Source organism: Hyphomicrobium sp., from assembly GCF_036780825.1.
Classification (GTDB): Bacteria; Pseudomonadota; Alphaproteobacteria; order Rhizobiales; family Hyphomicrobiaceae; genus Hyphomicrobium_C.
The window spans coordinates 18,082-41,001 of record NZ_DAIQCD010000016.1 but is presented as its reverse complement, the minus strand read 5'-3'; the positions used below and the strand labels follow the sequence as shown (position 1 = coordinate 41,001).

At 65.3% G+C, this 22,920-nt stretch carries 18 protein-coding genes; 15 read left to right on the top strand and 3 right to left on the bottom strand.

Annotated features, from left to right (window positions below; genetic code table 11):
• The first annotated feature begins 236 nt into the window (after positions 1-236).
• From V7P99_RS08695 to V7P99_RS08650, 10 genes are all read left to right on the top strand, one after another.
• Positions 237-1,022 (top strand): ImuA family protein, encoded by a 786-nt coding sequence (locus V7P99_RS08695; RefSeq protein WP_333794411.1) that lies wholly within the window; start codon positions 237-239, stop codon positions 1,020-1,022.
• A complete protein-coding gene (locus V7P99_RS08690; protein WP_333794410.1) occupies positions 931-2,511 on the top strand; it encodes a Y-family DNA polymerase in 1,581 nt (526 codons plus the stop codon). The genes V7P99_RS08695 and V7P99_RS08690 overlap by 92 nt, the downstream gene beginning before the upstream one ends.
• Before the next feature lie 151 nt (positions 2,512-2,662).
• Positions 2,663-5,953, top strand: coding sequence for an error-prone DNA polymerase (locus tag V7P99_RS08685; RefSeq protein WP_333794409.1), 3,291 nt, complete (start codon positions 2,663-2,665; stop codon positions 5,951-5,953).
• 113 nt (positions 5,954-6,066) lie between these two features.
• Positions 6,067-8,295, top strand: coding sequence for a TonB-dependent receptor plug domain-containing protein (locus tag V7P99_RS08680; protein WP_333794408.1), 2,229 nt, complete (start codon positions 6,067-6,069; stop codon positions 8,293-8,295).
• A 177-nt stretch (positions 8,296-8,472) separates the two neighbouring features.
• Positions 8,473-8,679: a TOBE domain-containing protein gene (locus tag V7P99_RS08675; protein WP_333794407.1), complete on the top strand. Its 207-nt coding sequence runs from the start codon at positions 8,473-8,475 to the stop codon at positions 8,677-8,679.
• A gap of 8 nt (positions 8,680-8,687) precedes the next feature.
• Positions 8,688-9,218 carry a hypothetical protein gene (locus V7P99_RS08670; protein WP_333794406.1) on the top strand — a complete coding sequence of 177 codons (531 nt, stop codon included), beginning with the start codon at positions 8,688-8,690 and terminating at the stop codon, positions 9,216-9,218.
• A 335-nt stretch (positions 9,219-9,553) separates the two neighbouring features.
• On the top strand, positions 9,554-10,231 hold the full coding sequence (locus tag V7P99_RS08665; protein ID WP_333794405.1) for a winged helix-turn-helix domain-containing protein: 678 nt from the start codon (positions 9,554-9,556) through the stop codon (positions 10,229-10,231).
• Between the two features lie 121 nt (positions 10,232-10,352).
• A complete protein-coding gene (locus V7P99_RS08660; protein WP_333794404.1) occupies positions 10,353-11,735 on the top strand; it encodes a HAMP domain-containing sensor histidine kinase in 1,383 nt (460 codons plus the stop codon).
• 213 nt (positions 11,736-11,948) lie between these two features.
• Entirely contained in the window at positions 11,949-12,212 is a 264-nt protein-coding gene (locus tag V7P99_RS08655) for a DUF1344 domain-containing protein (protein WP_333794403.1), read from the top strand.
• Positions 12,213-12,273: 61 nt separating this feature from the next.
• Complete coding sequence (locus V7P99_RS08650) at positions 12,274-12,537, top strand: hypothetical protein (RefSeq protein WP_333794402.1); 264 nt, start codon at positions 12,274-12,276, stop codon at positions 12,535-12,537.
• 84 nt (positions 12,538-12,621) lie between these two features.
• On the opposite strand, the gene V7P99_RS08645 is transcribed toward V7P99_RS08650, so the two are convergent.
• From V7P99_RS08645 to V7P99_RS08635, 3 genes are read right to left on the bottom strand one after another with little or no spacing between them, the layout of a single operon-like run.
• Positions 12,622-13,689, bottom strand: coding sequence for a lipocalin-like domain-containing protein (locus V7P99_RS08645; RefSeq protein ID WP_333794401.1), 1,068 nt, complete (start codon positions 13,687-13,689; stop codon positions 12,622-12,624).
• Positions 13,679-16,147, bottom strand: coding sequence for an ABC transporter permease (locus V7P99_RS08640; protein WP_333794400.1), 2,469 nt, complete (start codon positions 16,145-16,147; stop codon positions 13,679-13,681). Before V7P99_RS08640 ends, V7P99_RS08645 begins: the two co-directional genes overlap by 11 nt.
• Positions 16,147-16,806, bottom strand: a complete 660-nt coding sequence (locus V7P99_RS08635; RefSeq protein WP_333794437.1) for an ABC transporter ATP-binding protein — start codon at positions 16,804-16,806, stop codon at positions 16,147-16,149. The genes V7P99_RS08640 and V7P99_RS08635 overlap by 1 nt, the downstream gene beginning before the upstream one ends.
• A gap of 389 nt (positions 16,807-17,195) precedes the next feature.
• Here V7P99_RS08635 and V7P99_RS08630 point away from each other — a divergent pair, with 389 nt between their 5' ends.
• The 5 genes from V7P99_RS08630 (at position 17,196) to recQ (ending at position 22,896) form a co-directional block, all read left to right on the top strand.
• Positions 17,196-18,290, top strand: a complete 1,095-nt coding sequence (locus V7P99_RS08630) for an alkene reductase (protein ID WP_333794399.1) — start codon at positions 17,196-17,198, stop codon at positions 18,288-18,290.
• 158 nt (positions 18,291-18,448) lie between these two features.
• Complete coding sequence (locus V7P99_RS08625) at positions 18,449-19,150, top strand: pirin family protein (protein ID WP_333794398.1); 702 nt, start codon at positions 18,449-18,451, stop codon at positions 19,148-19,150.
• A gap of 87 nt (positions 19,151-19,237) precedes the next feature.
• On the top strand, positions 19,238-19,840 hold the full coding sequence (wrbA, locus tag V7P99_RS08620; RefSeq protein ID WP_333794397.1) for an NAD(P)H:quinone oxidoreductase: 603 nt from the start codon (positions 19,238-19,240) through the stop codon (positions 19,838-19,840).
• Positions 19,841-19,926: 86 nt separating this feature from the next.
• Positions 19,927-20,358 carry an arsenate reductase (glutaredoxin) gene (gene arsC / locus V7P99_RS08615; RefSeq protein WP_333794396.1) on the top strand — a complete coding sequence of 144 codons (432 nt, stop codon included), beginning with the start codon at positions 19,927-19,929 and terminating at the stop codon, positions 20,356-20,358.
• A gap of 345 nt (positions 20,359-20,703) precedes the next feature.
• Entirely contained in the window at positions 20,704-22,896 is a 2,193-nt protein-coding gene (recQ, locus tag V7P99_RS08610) for a DNA helicase RecQ (protein ID WP_333794395.1), read from the top strand.
• Positions 22,897-22,920: the final 24 nt, after the last annotated feature.

Genomic DNA, 22,920 nt, shown 5'->3' with positions numbered 1-22,920 from the left:
TGATCCCGCCGGGGGCCTACCGCCCGGATCAGGGTTAGAGGGCAAGACGCCTTCAAAGGAACGGCTCGGCGGCGGCTCCGCTAAAGGGATGTGAGCGATCGCTCCCCGCTTTTGCGGGCTGCTGCCGGACGTTAGCCTGCTGCCGCCACGCCGACGGCCTAGCGCATCTTCCCCCTTGCAATGTTCTCTATTTGTTCTACCTTTCTTGCTCGATCGCACGCAAGAAAGAGACTTGTATGTCGTCTGCACTATCGCAATCCGGGGCAACCAGCCGCGCCGCGCTGATGGAGGCTTTGCGGCGCCGGCTCGCCCGTATCGAGGAACTGGGGGATGACGCGCGGGGCTGTCTGCCGTTCGGCCTCTCCGCCCTCGACAGCCATCTCCCACGGGGTGGCCTGGCCTTCGGCGCCGTCCATGAGATCGCGCCCGCGAGCGAAGCGGACCTGCCCGCCGCCTTCGCCTTCCTTCTGTCCCTGCTCGCCCGCATGCCCGGCCCGGCGCCGCTTCTGCTCGTCCTCGCTTCACGCAAGCTTGCCCGCTGCGGGCGTCCGTATGGCCATGGCCTCAATGCCCTTGGCCTCGATCCTGCCCGCCTGATCCTCGTCGAGACCGCGGACGAGACCGAGGCGCTGTGGGCCACGGAGGAGGCCATGCGCGCCCGCGGGCCAGGCGCGGTGGCGGCGGTGCTCGGCGGCCGCATCGATCTCAGGACCGGCCAGCGGCTTCTGCATGCGGCCCGTGATGGGCGCCTGCCGCTGCTGCTCCTGCGCTCCGAGGGCGGGGGCGTGCCAACGGCGGCGACGCGCTGGCGCATCGCGGCACGTCCCGGCGCACGCGACCGTTTTGGGCTGCTCTCCAGCTGGCGCTGGCACGCGGCGCTCGAACGCTGCCGCAACGGGCAGCCGGGAGACTGGGTATTGGAGTTCGATCATGCCACGCATCGTTTCGGTTTGGCTGCCGCAGTGGCCGGTGCACCGTTGGCTGGCAGCGGAGCGGCGGCGGCCGGGGCACACGCCGATTGACCCCGGCGCGCCCTTCGTGCTCGCTGATGGCTCGGATGCGCCGCGTATCACGGCTGTCAATCCCGCGGCCGCGGCGAGCGGGCTTGCCGCAGGCGAGACACTGGCGGACGCCCGCGCCCGTCTCGGCGCGCTGCAGGTGCGCCTCGCCGATCCCGAGACCGATGCCAAGGCGCTCGCACGCCTCGCCCTCTGGGCCACACGCTATACGCCTTCCACGGCCCTCTTTCGCGAGGCGAGCGGCGCCGACGGCTTCTTCCTGGACGTCACCGGCGCCACGCATCTGATGGGCGGAGAAGACGGTCTGCTCGCCGATCTTGCGCGGCGCCTCAAGGGCTTCGGGCTGCCGGTGCGCCTCGGGCTTGCGGAGACGCCCGGCGCCGCCTGGGCCGTGTCGCATTTCGCGCGCGCCTCTATCACGATCGTGCCCACGGGCGGCGAGGCAAAGGCGCTGGCCCCGCTGCCGGTCGAAGGATTGCGCCTTGCCTCCACCGAGGCCGTCGCCCTGCGCCGGCTTGGCTTCAAGCGCATCGGCGATCTGATCGACAAGCCGCGCGCGCCCTTTGCGGCCCGCTTCGAAAAAGCCCTCCTTGAACGCCTCGACCAAGCGCTCGGCCGGGCACCCGAGCCGCTGAGCCTGCTCATGGTGCCGCCGCTCTACAGGCAGACCCGCTCGCTGCTCGATCCCATCACGACCGAGGACGCCATCGCTACCGTCGCTCTGCGCCTGATGCAGGATCTCGTGCCGCGGCTCGAGGCCGACGGCGCCGGGGCGCGGAGCCTGCGGCTCACGCTCTACCGCGTCGACGGCGCCGCGCATCGGATCGAGGTGAGTTCGACATTGCCGACACAAAGCCCAGAGCATGTCGTCCGCCTGATCCGCCTCAAGCTCGCGCATCACGCGCGCCTTCTCGAAGCGGGCTTCGGCTTCGAGACCCTGAGCCTCGCCGTCACGGCTGCCGAAAAGATGAGCCCCCGGCAGCACACGCTCGCGGCTACGTCCGAGGACGCCGAGCGGGCGCGGCGCTGCAGCATGCTGCTCGATGCCTTGTGCCAGAGGCTCGGGCCAGAGAAAGTTCGCCGCCTTTCGCCAGTGGCCAGCCACTGGCCGGAGCGCAGTGATAAGCCGATCGAAGCGCGGCCGATGCCGGCGGTTCTGAAACACGAAGCCTCACTCTGGCCGTTGCCGGCATCCGGGCGCCCGCGTCCGCCGCTCCTATTTCCGCACGCCGAGCCGGCAGAGGTCGTCGCTCTCATGCCCGATGGCCCGCCGGTACGCCTGCGCTGGCGCGGGCGCTTGCACACCGTCACTCACACCGAGGGGCCAGAGCGCATCGGCGCCGAGTGGTGGCGCATGGCGGGCGATGCGCCAACACGCGACTATTACATCCTCGAAGACGACGCCGGCCATCGTCTCTGGCTCTACCGAGAGGGCATTCCGGGCCGCGAGACGGCGGCGCCCCGCTGGTTCGTGCAGGGCCTTTTCGCATGAGAGGCGTCATGAGGAAACGTCACCGGCAATCGGCCTGCAAGTGCCAGCGCTTCGAGAGAGGCGAACAAGATACGCTGCGATATGAACGGCAAGCACGCAGCCAAATGCGCATGCCGCCTTCTCTTACCCCCATGTGAAACGCGAGGCGCGCATGAGTCGCTACGCTGAGCTTACCGTCACCACCAATTTCTCGTTCCTGCGCGGAGCCTCCCATCCGGGTGAGCTGGTCGCGGCGGCCGAAGCGCTCGGGCTTTCGGGCCTCGCCATTACCGACCGCAACAGCTTCGCCGGCGTCGTGCGCGCGTTCGACGAATGGAAGAAATGCAAGGCCTTGAAGCTGATCGTCGGCGTCCGCCTCGTCACCCTCGATCGCGCGGAGATCCTGGCCTACCCCACGGACCGCGACGCCTACGCGCGCCTCTGCCGCCTGCTGACGGAGGGCCGACGCAAGGTGCCGCACAAGGAGCATACGGACTGCCACCTCACCTTCGAGGATGTTCTCGCTGCGGCGGAGGGGCAGATTTTCGTCGCGAGCCCGCCGGACGATCTCACGCCTGCCTTCGCCGCGCGCCTCGAACGCCTCGTGCACGCCGCACCGGGGCGCAGCTATCTTGCCGGAGCGCATACCTATCGTGGCGACGAACCGCGCCGCCTCGGTCTTCTCGATGCGCTGGCCAGGAGCACTGGCGCGCCCCTCGTCGCCACCAATGACGTGCACTATCACACGCCCGGCCGCCGTGCGCTCGCCGACGTGCTCACCTGCATCCGCGAGACGTGCACCATTCATGACGCGGGCTTCCGCCTTGCCGCCAACGCGGAACGCCACCTGAAGCCGCCCGCCGAGATGGCGCGCCTGTTCGCGGCCTTTCCCGATGCCATCGCGCGCACGCTCGAGATCGCGGATGCCTGCCGCTTCTCGCTCGACCAGCTCAAGAACGAATATCCCGACGAGCCAGTGCCGCCGGGCAAGACGGCCCAGCAGCACCTCGCGGATCTGACATGGGACGGCGCCCGCGACCGCTATCCCGATGGCGTTCCCGACGACGTGCGCGGCCGCATCGCCGAGGAGCTCGACATCATCGGGAGCCTCAACTACGCGCGCTACTTCCTCACCGTTCATGACGTGGTGCATCACGCGCGCAGCAGGAAAATTCTCTGCCAGGGGCGCGGCTCGGCGGCCAACAGCGCCGTCTGCTATTGCCTCGGCATCACGGAGGTGAATCCGAAGACCAGCAATCTGCTCTTTGCGCGCTTCATATCAGCCGAGCGTGGCGAGCCGCCCGATATCGACGTCGACTTCGAGCACGAGCGGCGCGAGGAGGTCATCCAATACATCTATAAGCGCTACGGCCGCGAGTACGCCGCCATCTGCGCCACCGTCATCCATTACCGATCGCGCCGCGCCATCCGCGAGGTCGGCAAGGCCATGGGGCTCACACCCGACGTCACCGCCGCCCTCGCCAAGACGGTCTGGGGCAGCCATGCGGACGGCCTCCCCGACAAGCACATCCGCGAAGCCGGCTTCGATCCGGAAAATCCGCAGATCCGGCAGTCGGTCCTGCTGGCGCGCGAGCTTCTGGGCTTTCCGCGTCACCTCTCCCAGCACGTGGGCGGCTTCATCCTGACGCGCCGGCGCCTGGACGAGACGGTACCCATAGCCAATGCGGCCATGGAGAACCGCACCTTCATCGAATGGGACAAGGACGATATCGACACACTCGGTCTGATGAAGGTCGACGTGCTGGGGCTCGGCATGCTGAGCGTGCTCAGACGCGGGCTCGATCTCCTCAGCACGCACTACGAGAAGCCGCTGACGCTGGCTACCATCCCGCAGGACGGCACTCCCGATGCCGACAACGTCTACGAGATGCTGAGCCGCGCCGATTCCATCGGCGTGTTCCAGGTCGAGAGCCGGGCGCAGATGTCGATGCTGCCGCGGCTTCGGCCGAAGGAGTTCTACGACCTCGTCATCGAAGTGGCGATCGTGCGCCCCGGTCCGATCCAGGGCAACATGGTGCATCCGTACCTGAAGCGGCGCCATCAGGATCCCGAAACCATCGTCTATCCCTCCCCGGCTCCGGAGCATGGCGACAAGGACGAATTGAAGGAGGTGCTGAAGCGCACACGCGGCGTGCCGCTGTTTCAAGAGCAGGCGATGCAGATCGCCATCACCGCCGCCAAGTTCACGCCCGATGAAGCCGATGGACTTCGGCGCGCCATGGCCACCTTCCGTCACACCGGCAACGTTCATAAATATCGCGACCAGTTCATCTCCCGCATGACCGCGCGCGGCTACGATCCCGAGTTCGTCGCGCGCTGCTTCGGCCAGATCGAAGGCTTCGGCAATTACGGCTTCCCGGAAAGCCACGCCGCGAGCTTTGCGCTGCTCGTCTATGCCTCGGCCTGGATGAAGCGCCATTATCCGGATGTCTTCTGCGCCGCCATCCTGAACAGCCAGCCGATGGGGTTCTATCAGCCGGCGCAACTCGTGGCCGACGCATGCCGCCACGGCGTGGAGGTGCGCGCGGCGGACATCAATTTCAGCCAGTGGGACTGTACGCTCGAACCCGCCAGAGAAGGTCCGCATCGCTTCGCCGTGCGGCTCGGCTTTCGCCAGATCGATGGCCTGAGCGAGGCGGAGATGGCGCGGCTCGTCGCCGTCCGCGGCAATGGCTACGGCAGCATCGAGCGGCTGGCCGGAATCTCCGGCGTCTCGCATGGTGCGATAGAGCGCCTGGCTGCGGCGGATGCTTTCCGATCGTTGAGGCTCGAGCGCCGTGCCGCGCTCTGGTCGGCCCGCCGGCTGGCATCGATCGGCTTTACACAGGCAAGACCGGAGACGGCGAAGACGAGGCCTCAGTCTGCGTCTGCCGAAACAACGCTTCCACTTCTCGACGCGCGCGACGGCGATGAGCTCTTCCCCGAACCCGCCGTTTCCCTGCCGCCGATGGCGCTCTCCGAGCACGTGGCCGAAGATTACGAAACGACGGGGCTATCGCTCAAGGCGCACCCCATAACGTTCCTGCGCTCCCGCCTTGCGCAGCGCGGCATGACGCCGAACGCGCGTCTGCACGATTCAGAGTGCATTCAAAATGGCGAAAAAATCAGCGTTTCCGGCCTCGTTCTGATCCGCCAGATGCCAGGCGGCAAGAAGGTCGTCTTCCTTACGCTCGAAGACGAGACGGGCATCGCGAACATCATCATCTGGCCGAAAGTGTTCGCTGCGAACCGCCGCACCGTCATGTCGGCACGCTTTCTCGGCGTGCACGGCCGCCTGCAGCGCGCGGGCGAGGTCGTGCATGTTCTCGCCGAGCGTTTCGTCGATCTGAGCAGCGAACTCGCACTTCTCAGAGACGCGGAGCGACACGAAGACCGCACTCGCCCCGCCTCTTCGCAAGCGTCGACCACTTCACTTCCCGTCCGCAACCGCGACTTCCATTGAGAATTCCAATTGGCGCATTGGAAATTATGTGTTGCTTACGTTATATCTTGATGAATATATCGAGGGAGGGGAAAGAGCGGCCGCGCGGCCGCGTCATCTGTGGGGGAAAAATTATGTCCAGGAGTGTGTTCGCTGCCGTCACGGCGGCTGGTCTTTGTGTTGCAGCATCGTCGGCGCTCGCACAGGATGCAAGCACGGCCACGGCCGGTGGCGACGTTACCGCAGACGAGGCGACCCCTCTTCCTCCCATTGTCGTGCATGCTCCCAAGGAGCGGATTACGAGCCGCCGTCCGGCAAGGACGCAGACCGCACCGAGCGCCGCCGAGCCGGCCTTCCCCGGCGATCTCGTTGGAGACGGCACCCTCGCCTTCGGGGGCGAAGGCCCCGCCATCGGCACCTTCACACTCGGCCAGATCGATATGATTGGCGGCTCCGCCATCACCAACGAGGCGATGTGGACCTTCAATACGCAATCGCTCGACAAGGCGGTGGAGATGGCGCCCGGCGTCACCGCGCACACTACGGGCGGCAGCCGCAACGAGCGTGACATCTACGTGCGCGGCTTCGACCGCTTCCGCGTGCCGCTATCCATGGACGGTGTGCGCATTTACCTGCCGGCCGACAACCGCCTCGACATGGCGCGCTTCCTCACTCCGGATATCTCCGAGGTGCAGATCCAGAAGGGCTACGTCTCCGTGCTCAACGGGCCGGGCGGCATGGGTGGCGCGATCAACCTCGTCAGCCGCAAGCCGACCAAGGAAGTCGAGATCGAAGGGCGCGCCGGCCTGGTGATGAATGGCGACCTCGACGGGCGCAATCAATGGAACAGCTACGCCTTCGCCGGCACGCGCCAGAAGGGCTATTATGCCCAGGTGAGCGGCACCATCGTCGACCAGGATCATTTCAGCCTGTCCAACGATTTCACGCCCGTCTATCTGCCCAACGAAGACGGCGGCAACCGCGACCACTCCGAGTTCAAGGACTGGCGCATCAACGCCAAGATCGGCATCACCCCGAACGCCACGGACGAATACAGCATCAACTACACTACGCAGGGCGGCGAGAAGAGCGCGCCTCTTAACGTGCGCAAGGGACAGCTCCAAAACGACCGCTATTGGACGTGGCCGGTATGGGACGTGGACAGCCTGTCGTGGCTCTCCAAGACCCAGATTGGCGAGGCCTCGTACATCAAGACGAACGCCTACTACAATACGTTCGACAACCTCCTGAGAGCATTTACGAACCCGACCTATTCCACGCGACAGTTCGACAGCTATTACGATGACAATGCTTACGGCGGGTTCGTCGAGCTCGGCACAGAGCTCATTCCCATGAACACGCTGAAGGGCGTCGTCCATTTCCGTCGCGACACGCACAACGAGCGCAATCACGACTCACCCGATGATCCGCTGAACGCATTCATCGAGCCTTGGCAGTCAAACGTCGAGGAAACGTGGTCGTTCGCGGTCGAGAATACATTCCACGCCACGCGCCGCCTCGATATCATCGCAGGCGTGAGCTTCGACACGCACGAGGTTTTGAAAGCCGAAGAATGGGACGGCGACAACAATCTGATTACACAAAATAAAACAACCAAGAGCGATGCCTGGAACTACCAGGGCGGCGCCATCTATAGCTTCTCCGATACGGGTAAGCTTCACGCCACGGTGTCAAGCCGGACGCGCTTTCCGACCGTGTTCGAGCGCTACAGCACGCGCTTCGGAACCGCCCTCATCAACCCCGATCTGGCGCCGGAACGCGCGACGACCTACGAAATCGGCGCAACGGAGACGATCTTCAATCAGGCGCGTGTGTCAGCGGCCATTTTCTACTCCGATATAAAAGATTCAATCCAGTCGGTGTATGTCCCGAACCCCGATAGGCCCGGTCGCTTCCTCACGCAGAACCAGAACATCACGGGGGAGCACTACGGCGCGGAACTCTCGGTCGACTGGGATCTCGCACCCGGCCTGCGCGTCGGCGGAAACTATTCTTATCTCGAACGCAGCTACGATTACCTGTCGCCAGGCATGAAGCCCGAGGGCACGCCGCGCCACTCAGGATTCCTCTATCTGGCTTGGGATGCCACATCCAAGCTCACCATCACACCAAGCCTCAATCTCGCGAGCGACCGCTACAGCATCGTCAACAGCGGAGCCACACCGGCCTACATCGAGACGGGCGCCTACGCGCTCCTCAACATCCAGGCCGAATACGAGTTCAACGAGAACTTCAGTGCCGCGATCGGGGGCACGAACCTGACGGACGAGAACTATGAGCTTGTGGAAGGCTTCCCGGAGGCCGGCCGCCAGTTCTTCGCCAACGCGCGCGTGCGCTTCTAGAGTGTTTCCGGAAAAGTGGGAACCGGTTTTCCGAGAAGAAGCGCGATCGAACAAAAACTTAGAGCTCCTCCCCATCCACTTAAACCGGAGCGGCTCTAGGACTTCTTCTGGCACCAGAGCGTGATCGCGTTAGACTGACGGTCCTATGCTGTCACGCTCTGAAGCGAGGAAACAAATATGAAGATCAGCGCACGCAACGTTCTCAAGGGCAAGATTGTCGACGTGAAGAAGGGCGCCACCACGGCGCATGTGCAAATCGACCTCGGCGGAAGCGTCATCACGGCCTCGATCACGAACGAAGCCGTCGACGAGCTCAAGCTAGCGCCTGGAATGACGGCCTCGGCCGTCATCAAGTCGTCGGACGTCATGGTCGCGCTTGAATGAGGAACACAATGCGAAACGGCCTTACTGCGATTGCAGCCTGTCTTATGCTCTCCCTCACGCCCATCACCGCGTTGGCGGAGAACGGGGCCGGTTGCAGCGAATTCGTGTGGCCGCTCGCCACCGAGATGTCCTGGTTCAAGGCCGAGACAGGCGAAAAGACGGCATCCGGGACCGAGCTCGCCAGCCTGCCCCAGGACAAGGCCATCCATCTCGCATTGGTTCCAATGGCGCAGGCGACACTCCCCGCCAAGCCGACGAACACGCCAAAGGCGGACGACGACAAGAAGTTTGCAGGCTTTGTCACCATCCAGGCATTCCCGGAGGCCGGGCAATACCAGGTCGCGATCTCGGATTCGGGATGGCTGGATGTCGTACAGAACGGAACCGCGCTCGAATCCACGAGCCACACGGGGTCGCCAAACTGCGATGTGCTGCGCAAGAGCGTCCGCTTCGAAATCGGCACCGGCCCGGTGACCATCCAGGTCAGTGGCGTGCCGAAAGACAACATCAAGATCGCCGTCCGGCCGGCCGCCGACTGACGCCCAACCTTGGAAGTGGATCGCCATAAAGTGCTTCCGGAAAAGTGGGAACCGGTTTTCCGATAAGACGCACGGAGAAACAAAAACTTAGAGCCGCTCCTCGGTCCCGCCTAAAGCGGAACGGCGCTAGGCGTCTGATCCGGCACCTGTGGCGCCGCGTCGACACCCGGGCCTGCGGGTGCAGGTGCTTCGCCCTCGCTGTCTTCATTTGCCCCTTGGATCTGCCTCACGCGGCGGAAGATTACGAAAGCGTAAGACTCCGGTAAGCGCACGAACAGATCGGAAGCGTAAACTCAGCCATTGCTCTTAGCAGTCCTGCTTGGCGCGAGGCTTCGATGCGCGTGCTCCTGATCGAGGATGACCGAGACACCGCCGCCTATGTCGTGAAAGGCCTCGAGGAGGAAGGGCATACCATCGACCACCTCGTCGACGGGCGGGACGGACTCGCGCGCGCCATGGCCGACGACTATCACGTGCTCATCGTTGACCGCATGCTGCCAGGCCAAGAGGGCCTCTGCATCGTCAAGGCGCTCCGGTCCGCCGGCCGCAAGATGCCGATCCTTTTCCTGACCGCGCTCGGTGGTGTGGACGACCGTGTCGACGGTCTCGAAGCCGGAGGCGACGACTACCTCATCAAACCGTTTTCGTTCCTGGAGCTCTTGGCGCGGCTCAATGCATTGGCGCGGCGCCCGCACCTCAAGAGCGAGGAAACGCGGCTCAAGGTTTCCGACCTCATACTGGATCTCATCACCCGCAAAGTGCAACGCGCCGGCACGGAGATCGATCTCCAGCCCCGAGAGTTCCGCCTGCTCGAAGTTCTGATGCGCAACACCGGCCGTGTCGTCACGCGGACCATGCTGCTCGAGCGTGTGTGGAGCTTCCACTTCGATCCGAGGACGAGCGTGGTCGAGACGCACATCTCGCGCCTACGCAGTAAAATCGACAAGCCATTTGCGAAGGAGCTGATTCACACCGTGCGAGGTGCGGGCTATAGCCTCCATGAGCGGAGCTAGATCCGAGCCTACGAAAATCTGCCCTTCTCCTCGCGGGAGCGAAGGGCGGCCTCGAGACCATGCGGCCGAAGACTGCCCAAAAGCTCTTCCTGAAAACACGAGAGCCGGGCTTTCACCCGGCATGGGTACGCCCATGCTGCGGCGGACGCCCGTGCGCCTTGCCGCCACCTTTACGGCGCTGTTCACGACCACCGTTCTCTGCCTCTTTGCCATCCTCTTCTTCGGTATCACGGCCCGCCTCACCCAGGAGATCCATCTCCGCACCGAGGAGAGCATGGACTCGCTCATCGCCGTCGACGAACAGAAGGGCTTCGACGATCTCGCTACGGTTGTGGCGGCGGAAGCCGGATCGGTACGGGATTCCGATTTCATCATCGAACTCGTCGATGAGGCCGGCCGGCACGTGGCGGGAAACGTCCGAGGCATCGCACCGGCGAGAACGTGGCTCAGCCTCGAGCGGTCGGACATCGAGCAGGAGTGGATGAACGGCGAGCCGGACGACCGTTTCCAGGCCATTTGGCGGCCGGTCTCGAAAGGGCGCCTGCTCGTTGGGCGATCGAACCGGGAGCTGCGCTACACGCAAGCGTTCCTGCTCGAGGTTCTCGGCGCCGGTCTCGCCGCGACGATCGTGCTCGGGGCGCTGTGCGGCACGTTCATCGCCAGGCGGACGCAACACCGCATCGACGCCTTCGCAAACACGCTCTCGGCGGTATCGGACGGCAAGATCCAGGCGCGCATTCCCATGTCGGGGCCAGGGGACGATATCGACCACGTGGGAGCGCAGGTCAACCGCATGCTCGACCACCTCCAGAAGCTGATCGAGAGCGTCAACCAGTCGTCATCGGACATCGCCCACGATCTCAAGAAGCCGGTCAGCCGCCTGCGCCAGCGCCTGGACAGCGCCAGCCGCAGCGCGCGCTCGATCGCGGACTTCAAGCTCGCCATCGAAGACGCGCTCGGTGATCTGGACGCCATGGTGGAGACGTTCGACGCGCTCCTGCGCATCACCCAGCTCGAGGCCGGCGCCCGCAAATCGCGCTTCGCGAGCGTCGATCTGGCAGCGGTGCTCGACGATGTGGCCGACGTCTATGCCGCTGTCGCCGAGGATGCCGGCCATCAGCTCACCTGGGCGAACACCGATGACAAGCCGGCACTGATCAAGGGCGACCGGGATCTCCTGACCCAGATGTTCGCCAACCTGATCGAGAACGCGATCCGCCATTGCCCCGCGAGAACCCATATCGCTCTCGCGCTGCATGGCGAGCCGGGCGGCTTCCGCGCTGTGCTCGCCGATGATGGACCGGGCATCCCGAAGAGCGAGTGCGAAAAGGTGTTCCGGCGGCTTTACCGGCTCGAGCGCGCCCGCTCGACGCCGGGATGCGGGCTTGGCCTCACCCTCGTCGCCGCCGTCGCCGATCTGCACAATGCGCGCATCCTCCTCGAGGATCACGCTCCAGGCCTTAAGGTGTCGGTCTTATTTCCCGAAGCGGGCCGCGTTATTTGAGAGACTGATCCACGTTCTCAATGCGAGTGCGCCGTTATTTTTCTCACCTTCAGCAAGAAGGCTCGCATTTCCAACGACCAGGCTCTTGCAGAAATAGGCCGCCTTACGAATCCGTATGTTGGCGGCCAAGCGGCGGCAAACTTGCGGGCGCATATGGAGGGCACAGGCCCGCACACGGGCTGGAAGGCTTAGACATCAGAGAAGGAGCTTCAGATGTCCATTAAGACCATCGCGCCCATTTTCATCGCGGCGGTCGCCGTCGCCTCGACGGCTGCGCTCGCCGCCACTCACACCCGGACCGGCGCCGTCAAGTCGGCCGATTCCGCCAAGCACGAGCTCACGCTCTCCAACGGGGACACGTTCCAGGTCGGCAGCAGCGTAAAGCTCAACACGCTCAAGACCGGTGAGAAGGTCGCCGTCACCTACGAGATGAAGGGCGGCAAGATGGTGGCCTCGAAAATTACGCCGACAAAGTAACTGAACAGCCGGCGTGCCGCCACTTCCGGCCGCACGCCGGTTATCACACGAGGACCGTGCCATGAAACTTACGAAGATCATAACCGCCGTTGCGCTCGTGGTCGGCGTTGCAGGCGCCGCATCGGCCGCCGAGCCCGCCCATGACGCCTTCGGGCGGATCAAAGCGCTCGACACAAAGCAGCACAACCTGACCATTGGGCATCAGCAGTACCGCTACGATCCCCACCGGATGGGCGCCAACCTGCGGAAAGGGGAACGTGTCCATATCATCTATCGCGAACGGGACGGGCAACGTTACGCCATCCAGATCCTGCCAGGTGCCTAATGGGTGATGCCGTAATCCACCCCATGGCTGGCTGATCCGAAGCGATTATCATTCATAGCGTCCGATCCACGACGAAGGCCGGGATCAGTAGCCTGTCATCTCGAGGTATCCCACGCCCGTGTGCGTGCCGCCGAAGCGGATCGGGCCTTCCCAGTAGGCGACCGTCGTCGCCATCCAGCTCTCGGGATTGAGTGCTTCCGTCGTGATTTCGAGGCCCTGGCTGAGCACCTCGACCCGCCAGGATGCGGGAATCTTTCGCCCCGCTACGGTGCGCCAGTTGCTCGGCACGAGCACGATGTCGTCGCCGCCAAGGGGCGTGAGGGAGCCGTCGCGCTTAATCCAGCTTCCCGAGCGGAATGGCGGATCTGTGTCGCTGCGAAGTTCAAAGAGCATCAGCTTCGCTCCATCCGGGAGATGGAGGGCGAACCAGTTCCAGCCCTTCTGGTCGGACGCCAGCGGCTGGCTGCTCCATTCGCGGTCCATCCATGCGTTCCCCGTGACGGCAATCTCCTGACCGTCGAGCGTGAGCGTGCCGGTGACCGAAAAGAACGGCTGGCTGTAATAATATGACGCTTGGCCACGTGCCGACTTGAGGCTGTAGCCACGATCGCCTTGCAGCACGGGCCTGTGGTCCGTCGAAAGCTCGAGGGTGTACGAGAAGTCCGCCCCTCTCGCAGCCAGAGTTGCGGAGGCGAGCCCATGGGCGTTCCGATCGGCCGCAAACGACCAGTCGTCGATCCAAGCTTTGAACGGCTCGGCTGCAACGCCAGCCTGGCCGATGCCGCCGCGCGCGAGCTTCTCGGCGAAGCGATGGGTGCTTGCGCTCGTCACCGCGGCATGCCCCATCCAGACTTGCTGGCTGGACCATCCCTGGCGTTGCGGACCGGGAGCCAGCGCCTGGCGGAAGAGCGTCCACTGCACGCCGTAGGATGTTCCGGTGTTGTCCTTGAGGTTTGCGGTCACGTACCACCACTCGATGCGGTAGTCCGGATGGGCCGCGAAATCCGCGGGGAACGTGATCGCTTTCCCGGGCACCACATCGGCAAAGCCGGCGGCCTCATCACCGAGGCCGGCGAAGCCGCCGGCCAGCGTGCGGGCACCGAAAACCACAGAGGCAATCAAGGCCACGGCGAGGGGCATTCTAGCGCTCATTGGCGAACACCTTGAGCAGATCCTGCGGCGCCGTGCGCCAGAGACGCAGGACGGGAACGAGAGACGCGACGAACGCCGTCACCAATGCCAGCATGACGATCAGCACCCATTGCGACGGGAAGACATGGAACGGCAGCCGCCATCCGAACGCCTGCACGTTGACGATGGCGACCAAACACCATGCGAGCGCCAGTCCGAGCGGAATGGCAAGGATCGCCGTCAGCCCGGCCAGCGCGAGCAGCCGACCGATCTCGAGTCCCGCGAGCCTCCGCCGCGGCACGCCAAGCGCCCATGCCGGCGCAAGCTGCGCAAGGCGAAGGTTGCCAAGCGTCAGCAGGCTCGTGAAGAGCGCCACGCCCGAGACGACGAGGGTCAGCGTGTTGAGTGCGGCGGTGACGGCGAACGTGCGCTCGAAAATGCGCATGGAAGCCGCCTTGAGTGAGACCTGATCGACGATGCTCGCCAGCCCGCCTTCGAACCTTTCCTGCATGGCATGCATCAGGGGCTCCACTCCGCCCTTTGCAACCCGGAGACTGAAGCTCGTGCGCCGTGCATCCGGCCAATGGCGCACAAGCTCCCGGACATCAACGCGGATCTGGCCCTTGGGATTGCCGTAGTCGGAATAGATGCCGACCATCGGCACCTCCCACAGCGCGTCGGCCACGGGGATCACGAGAAGGTCGCCCACAGTGGCGCCGATCCGCCGCGCCAGCTGCTCGCTCGCCAGAACGCCGCGTCCATCGCGCATGGCGTCCCAGGCGCGAGGTGACGCCGCGATCAGCGAGATATGCGTCCGGTAGGTCTCGTGGTCGCGCGTGCCCAGCACCTCGACCGGCCAGCCGCCGATGCGCGTCTCCGCGCGCCAGACCGGAAGCACCGCCGTCACCTCGGGGCGGGTTGCGATCCATGCCGCGATGCGCTCGCCGTCGGCTCGGCTTGCCGCGTCGAAATAAACGTCCGAGCTGAGGCGCTCGCCGAGCCAGCCGGTGAAGGTGGTGCGGAATCCTTCCACCATGGTGCCAACGCCGACGTTCGCGGCGAGCGCGAGCAGAAGCGCCATGAGCGCGAGAGACAGCCCGGAAAGCTGAAGCCGCGCATCGGCCCAGAACCAGCGCGCCTCGGCTCCCGTGGCGCTTCGCTCGCCCAAGCGCAGCACGGCCGCCAGCGCGATGGGCAGGAGGAGCGCCGCACCGAGCAGGATGCCGGCGATGACGGCAAACCCGGCGAGCAGCCCGCTCCCCGCAAGGTAGGCCATAAGCGCCAGCAGAAGCGCGAACCCGGCCAGCCCCCCCTGCCGGCGGAGCTGAGCGCGCTGCGACTCGCGCCAGGCCAGCGGCTTTGCCACCGAGAGCAGCGGCAGACGCGCCACCCGAGCAAGGGAGAGCGCCGAGGCCGCCAGCGCTCCCCCCGACGCCATGCCGAGACCCGAGAGCCACCAGCCTGGCGAAAGCGCGAGCGTGCTCTCGACATGCGCGCCATAGAGGCTGCCGAGAGACGCGGCCACATCGGGCAGGAGCGCCGCCGCGAGCGCATAGCCCGCGAGCATGCCGAAGGCGCCTGCCACGAGCGCCAGCAGAACGATCTCGCCCATCAGCGCGGCAATCACGAGGCCGAGAGACACGCCGATCGCGCGCATCGTGCGCACCGTTCCGAGGCGCTGCTCGAACGCAAGGCCGGCGGACGCGTGCACGATGAAGAGGCCGACGATGAAAGCCAGCAGCCCGAACGCCGTCAGGTTCAGGTGGAAGCTGTCCGTCAGTCGCGCGAGATCTCCTCCTTCGTGCGCGGCCTCGACCCGGAGCGCGCCCTTCGCCACAGCGTCCAGCGCCTCTGCATCGGGAGCCGTGCCGTCCGTCACAACCAGGCGTGAAAGCTGACCCTCTCTTCCCAGAACCCGTTGCGCTTGACCGACATCGACGACGAGCAATCCCGGAACGCCATCCGCTGCGACGGCGAGCGGTGGCAACGTCTCGCCCCGCTCCGTGACCGGGCTCGCACCTTCTGACGCGCCAAGCTCAGCGAGCGTCTCTTCTGCAACGCGCGTCTCTCCCGGCGGACCGATGAACGTTTCGAGATCACCGCTCTGTCCTGAGTTGATTACACCGGCCGCCGCTCCGCGCGGCGCCGTGAGCGGCTCGATGCCAACCACGCGATAAGACTTGGCCCCGATCCGAACCGTTCCGTCGAGCACAGGAGAAACCAGCCAACCCGCGCGCCGCAAGGCGACGTAATCCTTCTCAGCTACGAACAGACCGTCCGCGCTGACGAGGCTTGCCCCGCCGGTTTCTCCGAGCACGGCGGCGGCGCGATCATAGCTCGCGCGCGCCTGCTCGTTGAGCGCCTGGACACCACTCCAGAGCCCTGTTGCAATCGCGAGCCCGAGGAGGAGCGCTGCAAGGTTCAGCGGATGGCGCCGCCAATGTCCGAGCAGTGCAGCGAGGACCCACGCGGCCTGCATCACGGCGCCACGAGAACGCCGGAGGCGAGCCTCACGCGGTGGTCGAGCCGGGCCGCGAGGCGCGTGCTGTGCGTCGCCATCAGGAAGGCGCATCCAGTACGCGCCACGAGGTCGAGCGCAAGGCGCAGCACTTCGTCTCCCGTTGCTTCGTCCAGATTGCCAGTCGGCTCGTCCGCGAGCACGAGACGCGGCTTGACGGCGAGCGCGCGCCCGATCGCGACACGCTGCTGCTGCCCGCCCGACAGCTCTTCCGGATACCGGCCGCCGAGGTTCGCAAGACCGAGCCGGTCCGCGAGCTCATCGCGCCATACCGGATCGAAACGGCCGGCGATGCGCGCCTGGAAGGCAAGGTTGTCCGCCACCGTCAGGCCCGGCATGAGATTGAACTGCTGGAACACAATGCCGATCCCTTCCCGCCTCAGGGCCGCCCGCTCTCCGTCCGCGAGGGTGGAAAGGGCCACGCCGCCGAATGTGATCTCGCCGCGATCCGCCTCGTCGAGGCCGCCGATGAGATGCAGGAGCGTGCTCTTGCCACTGCCCGATTCGCCCAGCAGGGCTAGGCTCTCCCCGGCCGCCAGCGCAAGGTCGACACCCTTGAGCACCGGCAGCGGGCCTTGCGGCGTGGCGTAGGATTTCACCACCCCCGATACGCGAAGCAAGGGAGACGGCCTTTGCGGCCCGGCGGAACGGTTTTGCCGGTCGATGAGCGTCACCTCGATCTCCTGCTTCGGCTCGCCATGCCGAGCGCTTGGCATCCGACCCGGACCCGCTGGCATGGTTCGAGCCAGGATGTGGCGCCCGCCGGCCATCAACGCGCGGATCGGTTCGTGTGTCCAGCGGTGACTTGCCGCTCGCACAATCGTTGGAACGGCGCCCTTGGAACAGGAGCCCACATGATCCAGCCGCACAGCGCTCTCGTAAGCCTTCTTACAACCGATACGCGCTCTCGGGATACTGGCCCTGCGACATGGCGGAGCCTTTCATCGGGGCCGCGCCAGCCCATATGCGTCAAAGCCCTATCATCCATCCAGCGAGGAGACTTGCCTGAATGCCTGAAAAGCTGTTCACGCCGCTCACCATCGGCACACTGACCCTTTCCAACCGCATCGTCATGGCGCCCCTTACGCGCAACCGTGCCACCCCTGAGGGCGACGTGCCGAATGCCCTCATGGCGGACTACTACGCCCAGCGTGCCAGCGCCGGCCTGATCATCAGCGAAGGAACGCAGATCTCGCCCGAAGGAAAAGGCTATATCCAGACTCCGGGCATCTACAGCGACGAGCAGGTCGCCGGGTGGCGGGCGATCACCGATGCCGTCCATGCCAAGGGCGGGCACATCTTCGCGCAGCTCTGGCACGTGGGCCGCGTTTCTCACACCTCTCTGCAGCCGGAGGGACGGGCTCCCGTCGCGCCGTCCGCCATCACGGCGGACACCAAGGTCTTCACGCCTTCGGGCTTTGCCGATGCGTCCGAGCCCCGCGCGCTCGAAACCTCCGAGATCGCGCGTGTCGTCGCCGACTACCGGAAGGCGGCGGAGAACGCCAAGGCCGCCGGTTTCGACGGCGTCGAGCTGCACGCCGCCAATGGCTATCTGATTGATCAGTTCCTGCGTGACGGATCCAACAAGCGCACGGACGCCTATGGCGGCAGCGTCGAGAACCGCACGCGGCTTCTCGCCGAGGTGCTCGCCGCGCTCACCTCGGTGTTCCCCGCGAGCCAAGTGGGCGTGCGCTTCAGCCCGTTCTCAAAGTTCAGCGATATGTCCGACAGCGATCCGATGGCGACCTTCCTCGCGGCCATCGACCGCGCCAATGACGCCGGCGTTGGCTACGTGCACATGATCGAAGGCGATACCGGAAACTCCCGCGACCTCCCGCAAGGAGCAGATCTCCTGACGCTGCGCAAGCACGTCAAGGGGGCCTATCTCGCGAACAACATCTATGATCGCGCAAGCGCTGTTAGCGCTGTCGAGACGGGTGCCGCGGACTTGGTCGCGTTCGGACGCCTCTTCATCGCCAACCCGGACCTCGTGGAGCGCCTTGCCCGCAACGCGCCGCTCAACGAGCCGCAGCCGGCGACGTTCTACGGCGGCGGCGCCGAGGGCTATACGGACTATCCGCGCCTCGACGCCAAGGCGGCCTAACTTTGAGGGAGGCCCGCTCACACGGGCCTCTTTTTATTGGATAGCATTTGGAACCAATCTTGTTCTAATTGCGCATATTGGCCCCAAAACAGACCATATCTATATCTCCGTTCAACGCGGCAGGGCGTCCTGCCCGCTCGATGAAGGAGAGACACGCCATGGTCACCATCCGCAAAAGCAACGCGCGCGGGGCCAGCAATTTCGGCTGGCTCGACAGCAAGCACACATTTTCCTTCGGCCACTACTACGATCCCGCCAACATGGGCTTCGGCGCTTTGCGCGTCATCAACGAGGATATTGTCGCGGGTGGCGCCGGGTTCGGCACGCATCCGCACGACAACATGGAGATCATCTCCTATGTGCTCGACGGAGCCCTCGCCCATAAGGATAGCCTCGGCACAGGATCGGTGATCCGGCCCGGAGACGTGCAGCGCATGAGCGCCGGCACCGGCATCGCGCACAGCGAGTTCAACGCATCGACGAAGGACCCGGTGCACTTCCTGCAGATCTGGGTGCTGCCGGAGGAGCGAGATCTCGCCCCGAGCTACGAGCAGAAGTCCTTTCCCCTAGAGGAGCGGCAGGGCCGTCTGCGGCTCGTCGGCGCCCGCGATGGACGCGACGGCGCGCTGACGATCCATCAGGATCTCGATCTCTTCGTTGCCACACTGACCAAGGGCGATGCGGTGACCCACACGCTGCATCCGCGCCGCAAGGCCTGGGTGCAGGTCACGCGCGGCACCGTCACCGTCAACGGCGCATTCGTCGCCGCCGGTGACGGCGCGGCGCTGACGGATGAGGCCGAGGTCCGCCTTGCGGCCAACGACAATGCCGAGGTTCTCCTCTTCGACCTCACCGCCTGACGCCTGCCGGACGGAGCGCAACATACGTTCCGTCCGGTGCGTTTTCTCATTTGCAACATCACCAAAACTCAAAGCGGAAGTGAGCTCATGACCAAAGTTCTCGTTCTTTACTACTCGACCTACGGCCACATCGAGCGCATGGCGGAAGCCGTCGCGGAAGGCGCACGCGAAGCCGGCGCAACTGTGGACGTCAAGCGCGTGCCCGAGTTGGTGCCGCGCGAGGTCGCCGAAAAGAGCGGCTACAAGCTCGACCAGCCGGCGCCGGTCGCGTCCGTCGAAGAGCTTGGCAACTACGACGCCATCATCGTCGGCACGCCGACCCGTTTCGGCAACATGGCCGCGCAGATGAAGAACTTTCTCGATCAGACCGGCGGCCTCTGGATGCAGGGCAAGCTAGTCGGCAAGGTCGGCTCTGTGTTCACCTCCACCGCAACCCAGCACGGCGGACAGGAAAGTACGATCCTTGCCACCCAGATCGTGCTCCTCCACCAGGGTATGGTGATCGCCGGTCTGCCCTATTCCTTCCAGGGCCAGACGACGCTCTCCGAGATCACCGGCGGCTCGCCTTACGGCGCCAGCACCATCGCCGCCAGCGATGGCTCACGCCAGCCGAGCACGAACGAGCTCGACGGGGCACGCTTCCAGGGCCGGTACGTGGCGGAAATCGCAGCGAAGCTCGCGCGCGCTTGATCCGCAAAGTGCTTCCATAAGAACGCCGGCACCTCATCCGTGCCGGCGTTTTTCATGGTATTCGTGACCGCAACAAGGAGTCCGCCATGGCAACGATCACGATCTACCACAATCCTTCATGCGGCACCTCGCGCAACACGCTGGCGATGATCCGCGAGAGTGGCGCGGAGCCGGAGGTCATCGAATATCTGAAGACGCCGCCAGACCGGGCAACGCTGGTGCGCCTCTTGCGCGAGATGGGCCTCAAGCCCCGCGATCTCCTGCGCCGCAAAGGCACGCCCTACGACGACCTCAATCTCGACAATCCGAAATGGAGCGACGAGGAGCTGATCGACGTGATGCTCGCCAATCCGATCCTCATCAACCGGCCCATCGTGGTGACGCCACTCGGCGTCCGCCTCTGCCGGCCATCCGAGACCGTGCTCGAAATCCTGCCGAACGCGGACATCGGGACCTTCACGAAGGAGGACGGCGAGGTTGTCGCGCCGCGATCGAAGGGGCCAGCCCTACGCAAATAGCGCCAAGCTGTCAGACGCGCGCGCCAGAAGTCCCGCGGCCGTATTCGGCATATTCGGGCCACCCCCCTCCTGGCGAATGGCGCGTCGGAGGGTGGGGTGAAATGGGACCCCTGGCGCAGCGCGACTATTGTAGCCCATTGTCACGGCCTCCGATACCGGGAGGGAACCCTCTCGCGGCCCGAATCGGGCTATAGCGGGGATGCGATCCACCGATGTGGGCTGGCCCCACAGATCCGCCTTCTATCAGGCCTTTTTTCCGGTTTTCCGGAGCGCGTTTGTCGGAAAGCGCGCGCCGTATCAGACATGATAGTGTGACGGCCGCCGGATGCCGGCCGAGGGTTTCAAATGTCGCCTGCCGCCTTGCGGACATCAGCCGCCCTGCTCCCACTTGCGCCTGCGCCAAGCCTTGCCGAAGCGCAGAAGGTGCTCGAGGAGGTATTCGGGTACACGCGCTTCCGTCCGCACCAGGCCGACATCATCGAGACGCTGATCACGGGCGGCGACGTGCTGGCCCTGATGCCGACGGGTGGCGGCAAGTCGCTCTGCTACCAGATCCCGGCGCTCGTGCGCCATGGCACCGGTCTCGTCGTCTCGCCTCTCATCGCGCTGATGCAGGACCAGGTGGACGCGCTCAAGGAGGCCGGCGTGCGCGCCGCGTTCCTCAACTCGTCCCAGGACAGGCGCGAGCAGGAAACCATCGAGCACCGGCTTGTCACCGGCGATCTCGATCTTCTCTATGTCGCGCCGGAACGGCTCGTCCAGGAGCGCACGCTGCGGCTCCTCGAGCGCACCTCGATCGCGCTCTTCGCCATCGACGAGGCGCACTGCGTCTCCCAGTGGGGACATGATTTCCGCCCCGAATATCGCCAGCTCAAGGTTCTCGCCGAGCGCTTCCCCAAGATCCCGCGCATCGCGCTGACGGCCACCGCCGACGATCGCACGCGTGAGGAGATCGCAACCGAGCTCTCGCTCGAAAACGCGCGCCGGTTCGTGGCGAGCTTCGACCGCCCGAATATCCGCTACACGATTGCGGAGATGGGCTCCATGAGCGCGCGCGAGCGGCTCTGGCAGTTCATCTCAGCCGAGCATCCGAGCGACGCCGGCATCGTCTATTGCCTGTCGCGCAAGTCGGTCGAGGAGACGGCGGCGTGGCTCGCGCGCAAGGGGCGCACGGCGCTTGCCTACCACGCCGGGCTGGATCCCGAGGTGCGCCGCGCGGCCCAGGAGCGCTTCCTCAAGGAGGACGGCGTCGTCATGGTGGCGACTATCGCCTTCGGCATGGGCATCGATAAGCCTGACGTGCGCTTCGTCGCGCACCTGAACCTGCCGCGCTCGATGGAAGCCTACTACCAGGAGACGGGCCGCGCCGGACGCGACGGCGAGCCCGCGGCCGCATGGCTTGCCTATGGGCTTTCCGACATCGTGCAGCAGACGCAATGGATCAGCCAGAGCGACGGCTCGGAGCTGTTCAAGCGCACGCAGCGCCAGAAGCTCGACGCCCTCGTCGGCCTTTGCGAGGCGGCCACGTGCCGGCGCCAGCTCCTCCTCGCCTATTTCGGCGAGACGCTGGGCGAGCCGTGCGGCAACTGCGACAACTGCCTTGAGCCCCCCAAGACGGTGGACGGCACGGTGCTGGCGCAAAAGGCGCTCTCCACAGCCTACCGCACGGGGGAGCGCTTCGGCATCGGCACCCTGATCGACGTCCTGCACGCGAAGGACAGCGAGCGCGCCTGCCGCAACGGCCACGACCGGCTTTCCGTTTGGGGGATCGGCAAGGACACCGAGGCCACCCTGTGGCGCAGCCTGTTCCGCCAACTCACGGCGCTCGGATATCTCGCGACCGACGACGAGGGGCACGGCACCGTGCACCTTACCGAAAAGGCTCGCCCACTGCTGCGCGGCGAGGAACGGTTCATGCTGCGCCTCGCGCCGCCTCGCGAGAAGAAGAGCAAGGCCAAGGGCGCCGCTACGGCCGCAAGCAGCGTCGCCAGTGCCGACCGTCCGCTTTACGATGGGCTGCGCGCGCTGCGCCTGGAGCTTGCCACGGCCGCCAGCCTGCCACCCTATGTCATCTGCCACGACAAGACTCTGGCCGAGCTCGCGACCCAGCGTCCCGCGGACGAAGCCGGGCTGCACGGCATCACCGGGCTGGGTGCCAGCAAAATCCGCCGTTACGGGAAGGCGTTTCTAGAAACCATCGCCCGTTTCGTGCCGCATCCGGCCCTCGACAACCGCCTTTCGCCGACCGTCAACCAGACGCTGGCGCTGCATTTTGCAGGCGTCGCGGCGGAGGACATCGCCACCGAGCGCAACCTCGACATCTCGACCGTCTATACGCATTTCGCGGAGGCGATCGAGGCGGGCCTCGTCGCGGCCGATGACGTGCTCGATCTGGACCCTGTTGACCTGGATGAGATTCACGCCACGTTCGAGCGACTGGGGACGCTCGAGTCCGGCAAGCTCGGCCCCGCCCATGCGGCCTTGGACGGCCGCTTCGGCTACGGCGTGCTGAAATGCCTTCTCGCGGAGCTGGCATAGGGTCCACTCACGGGTTTCCCCTGG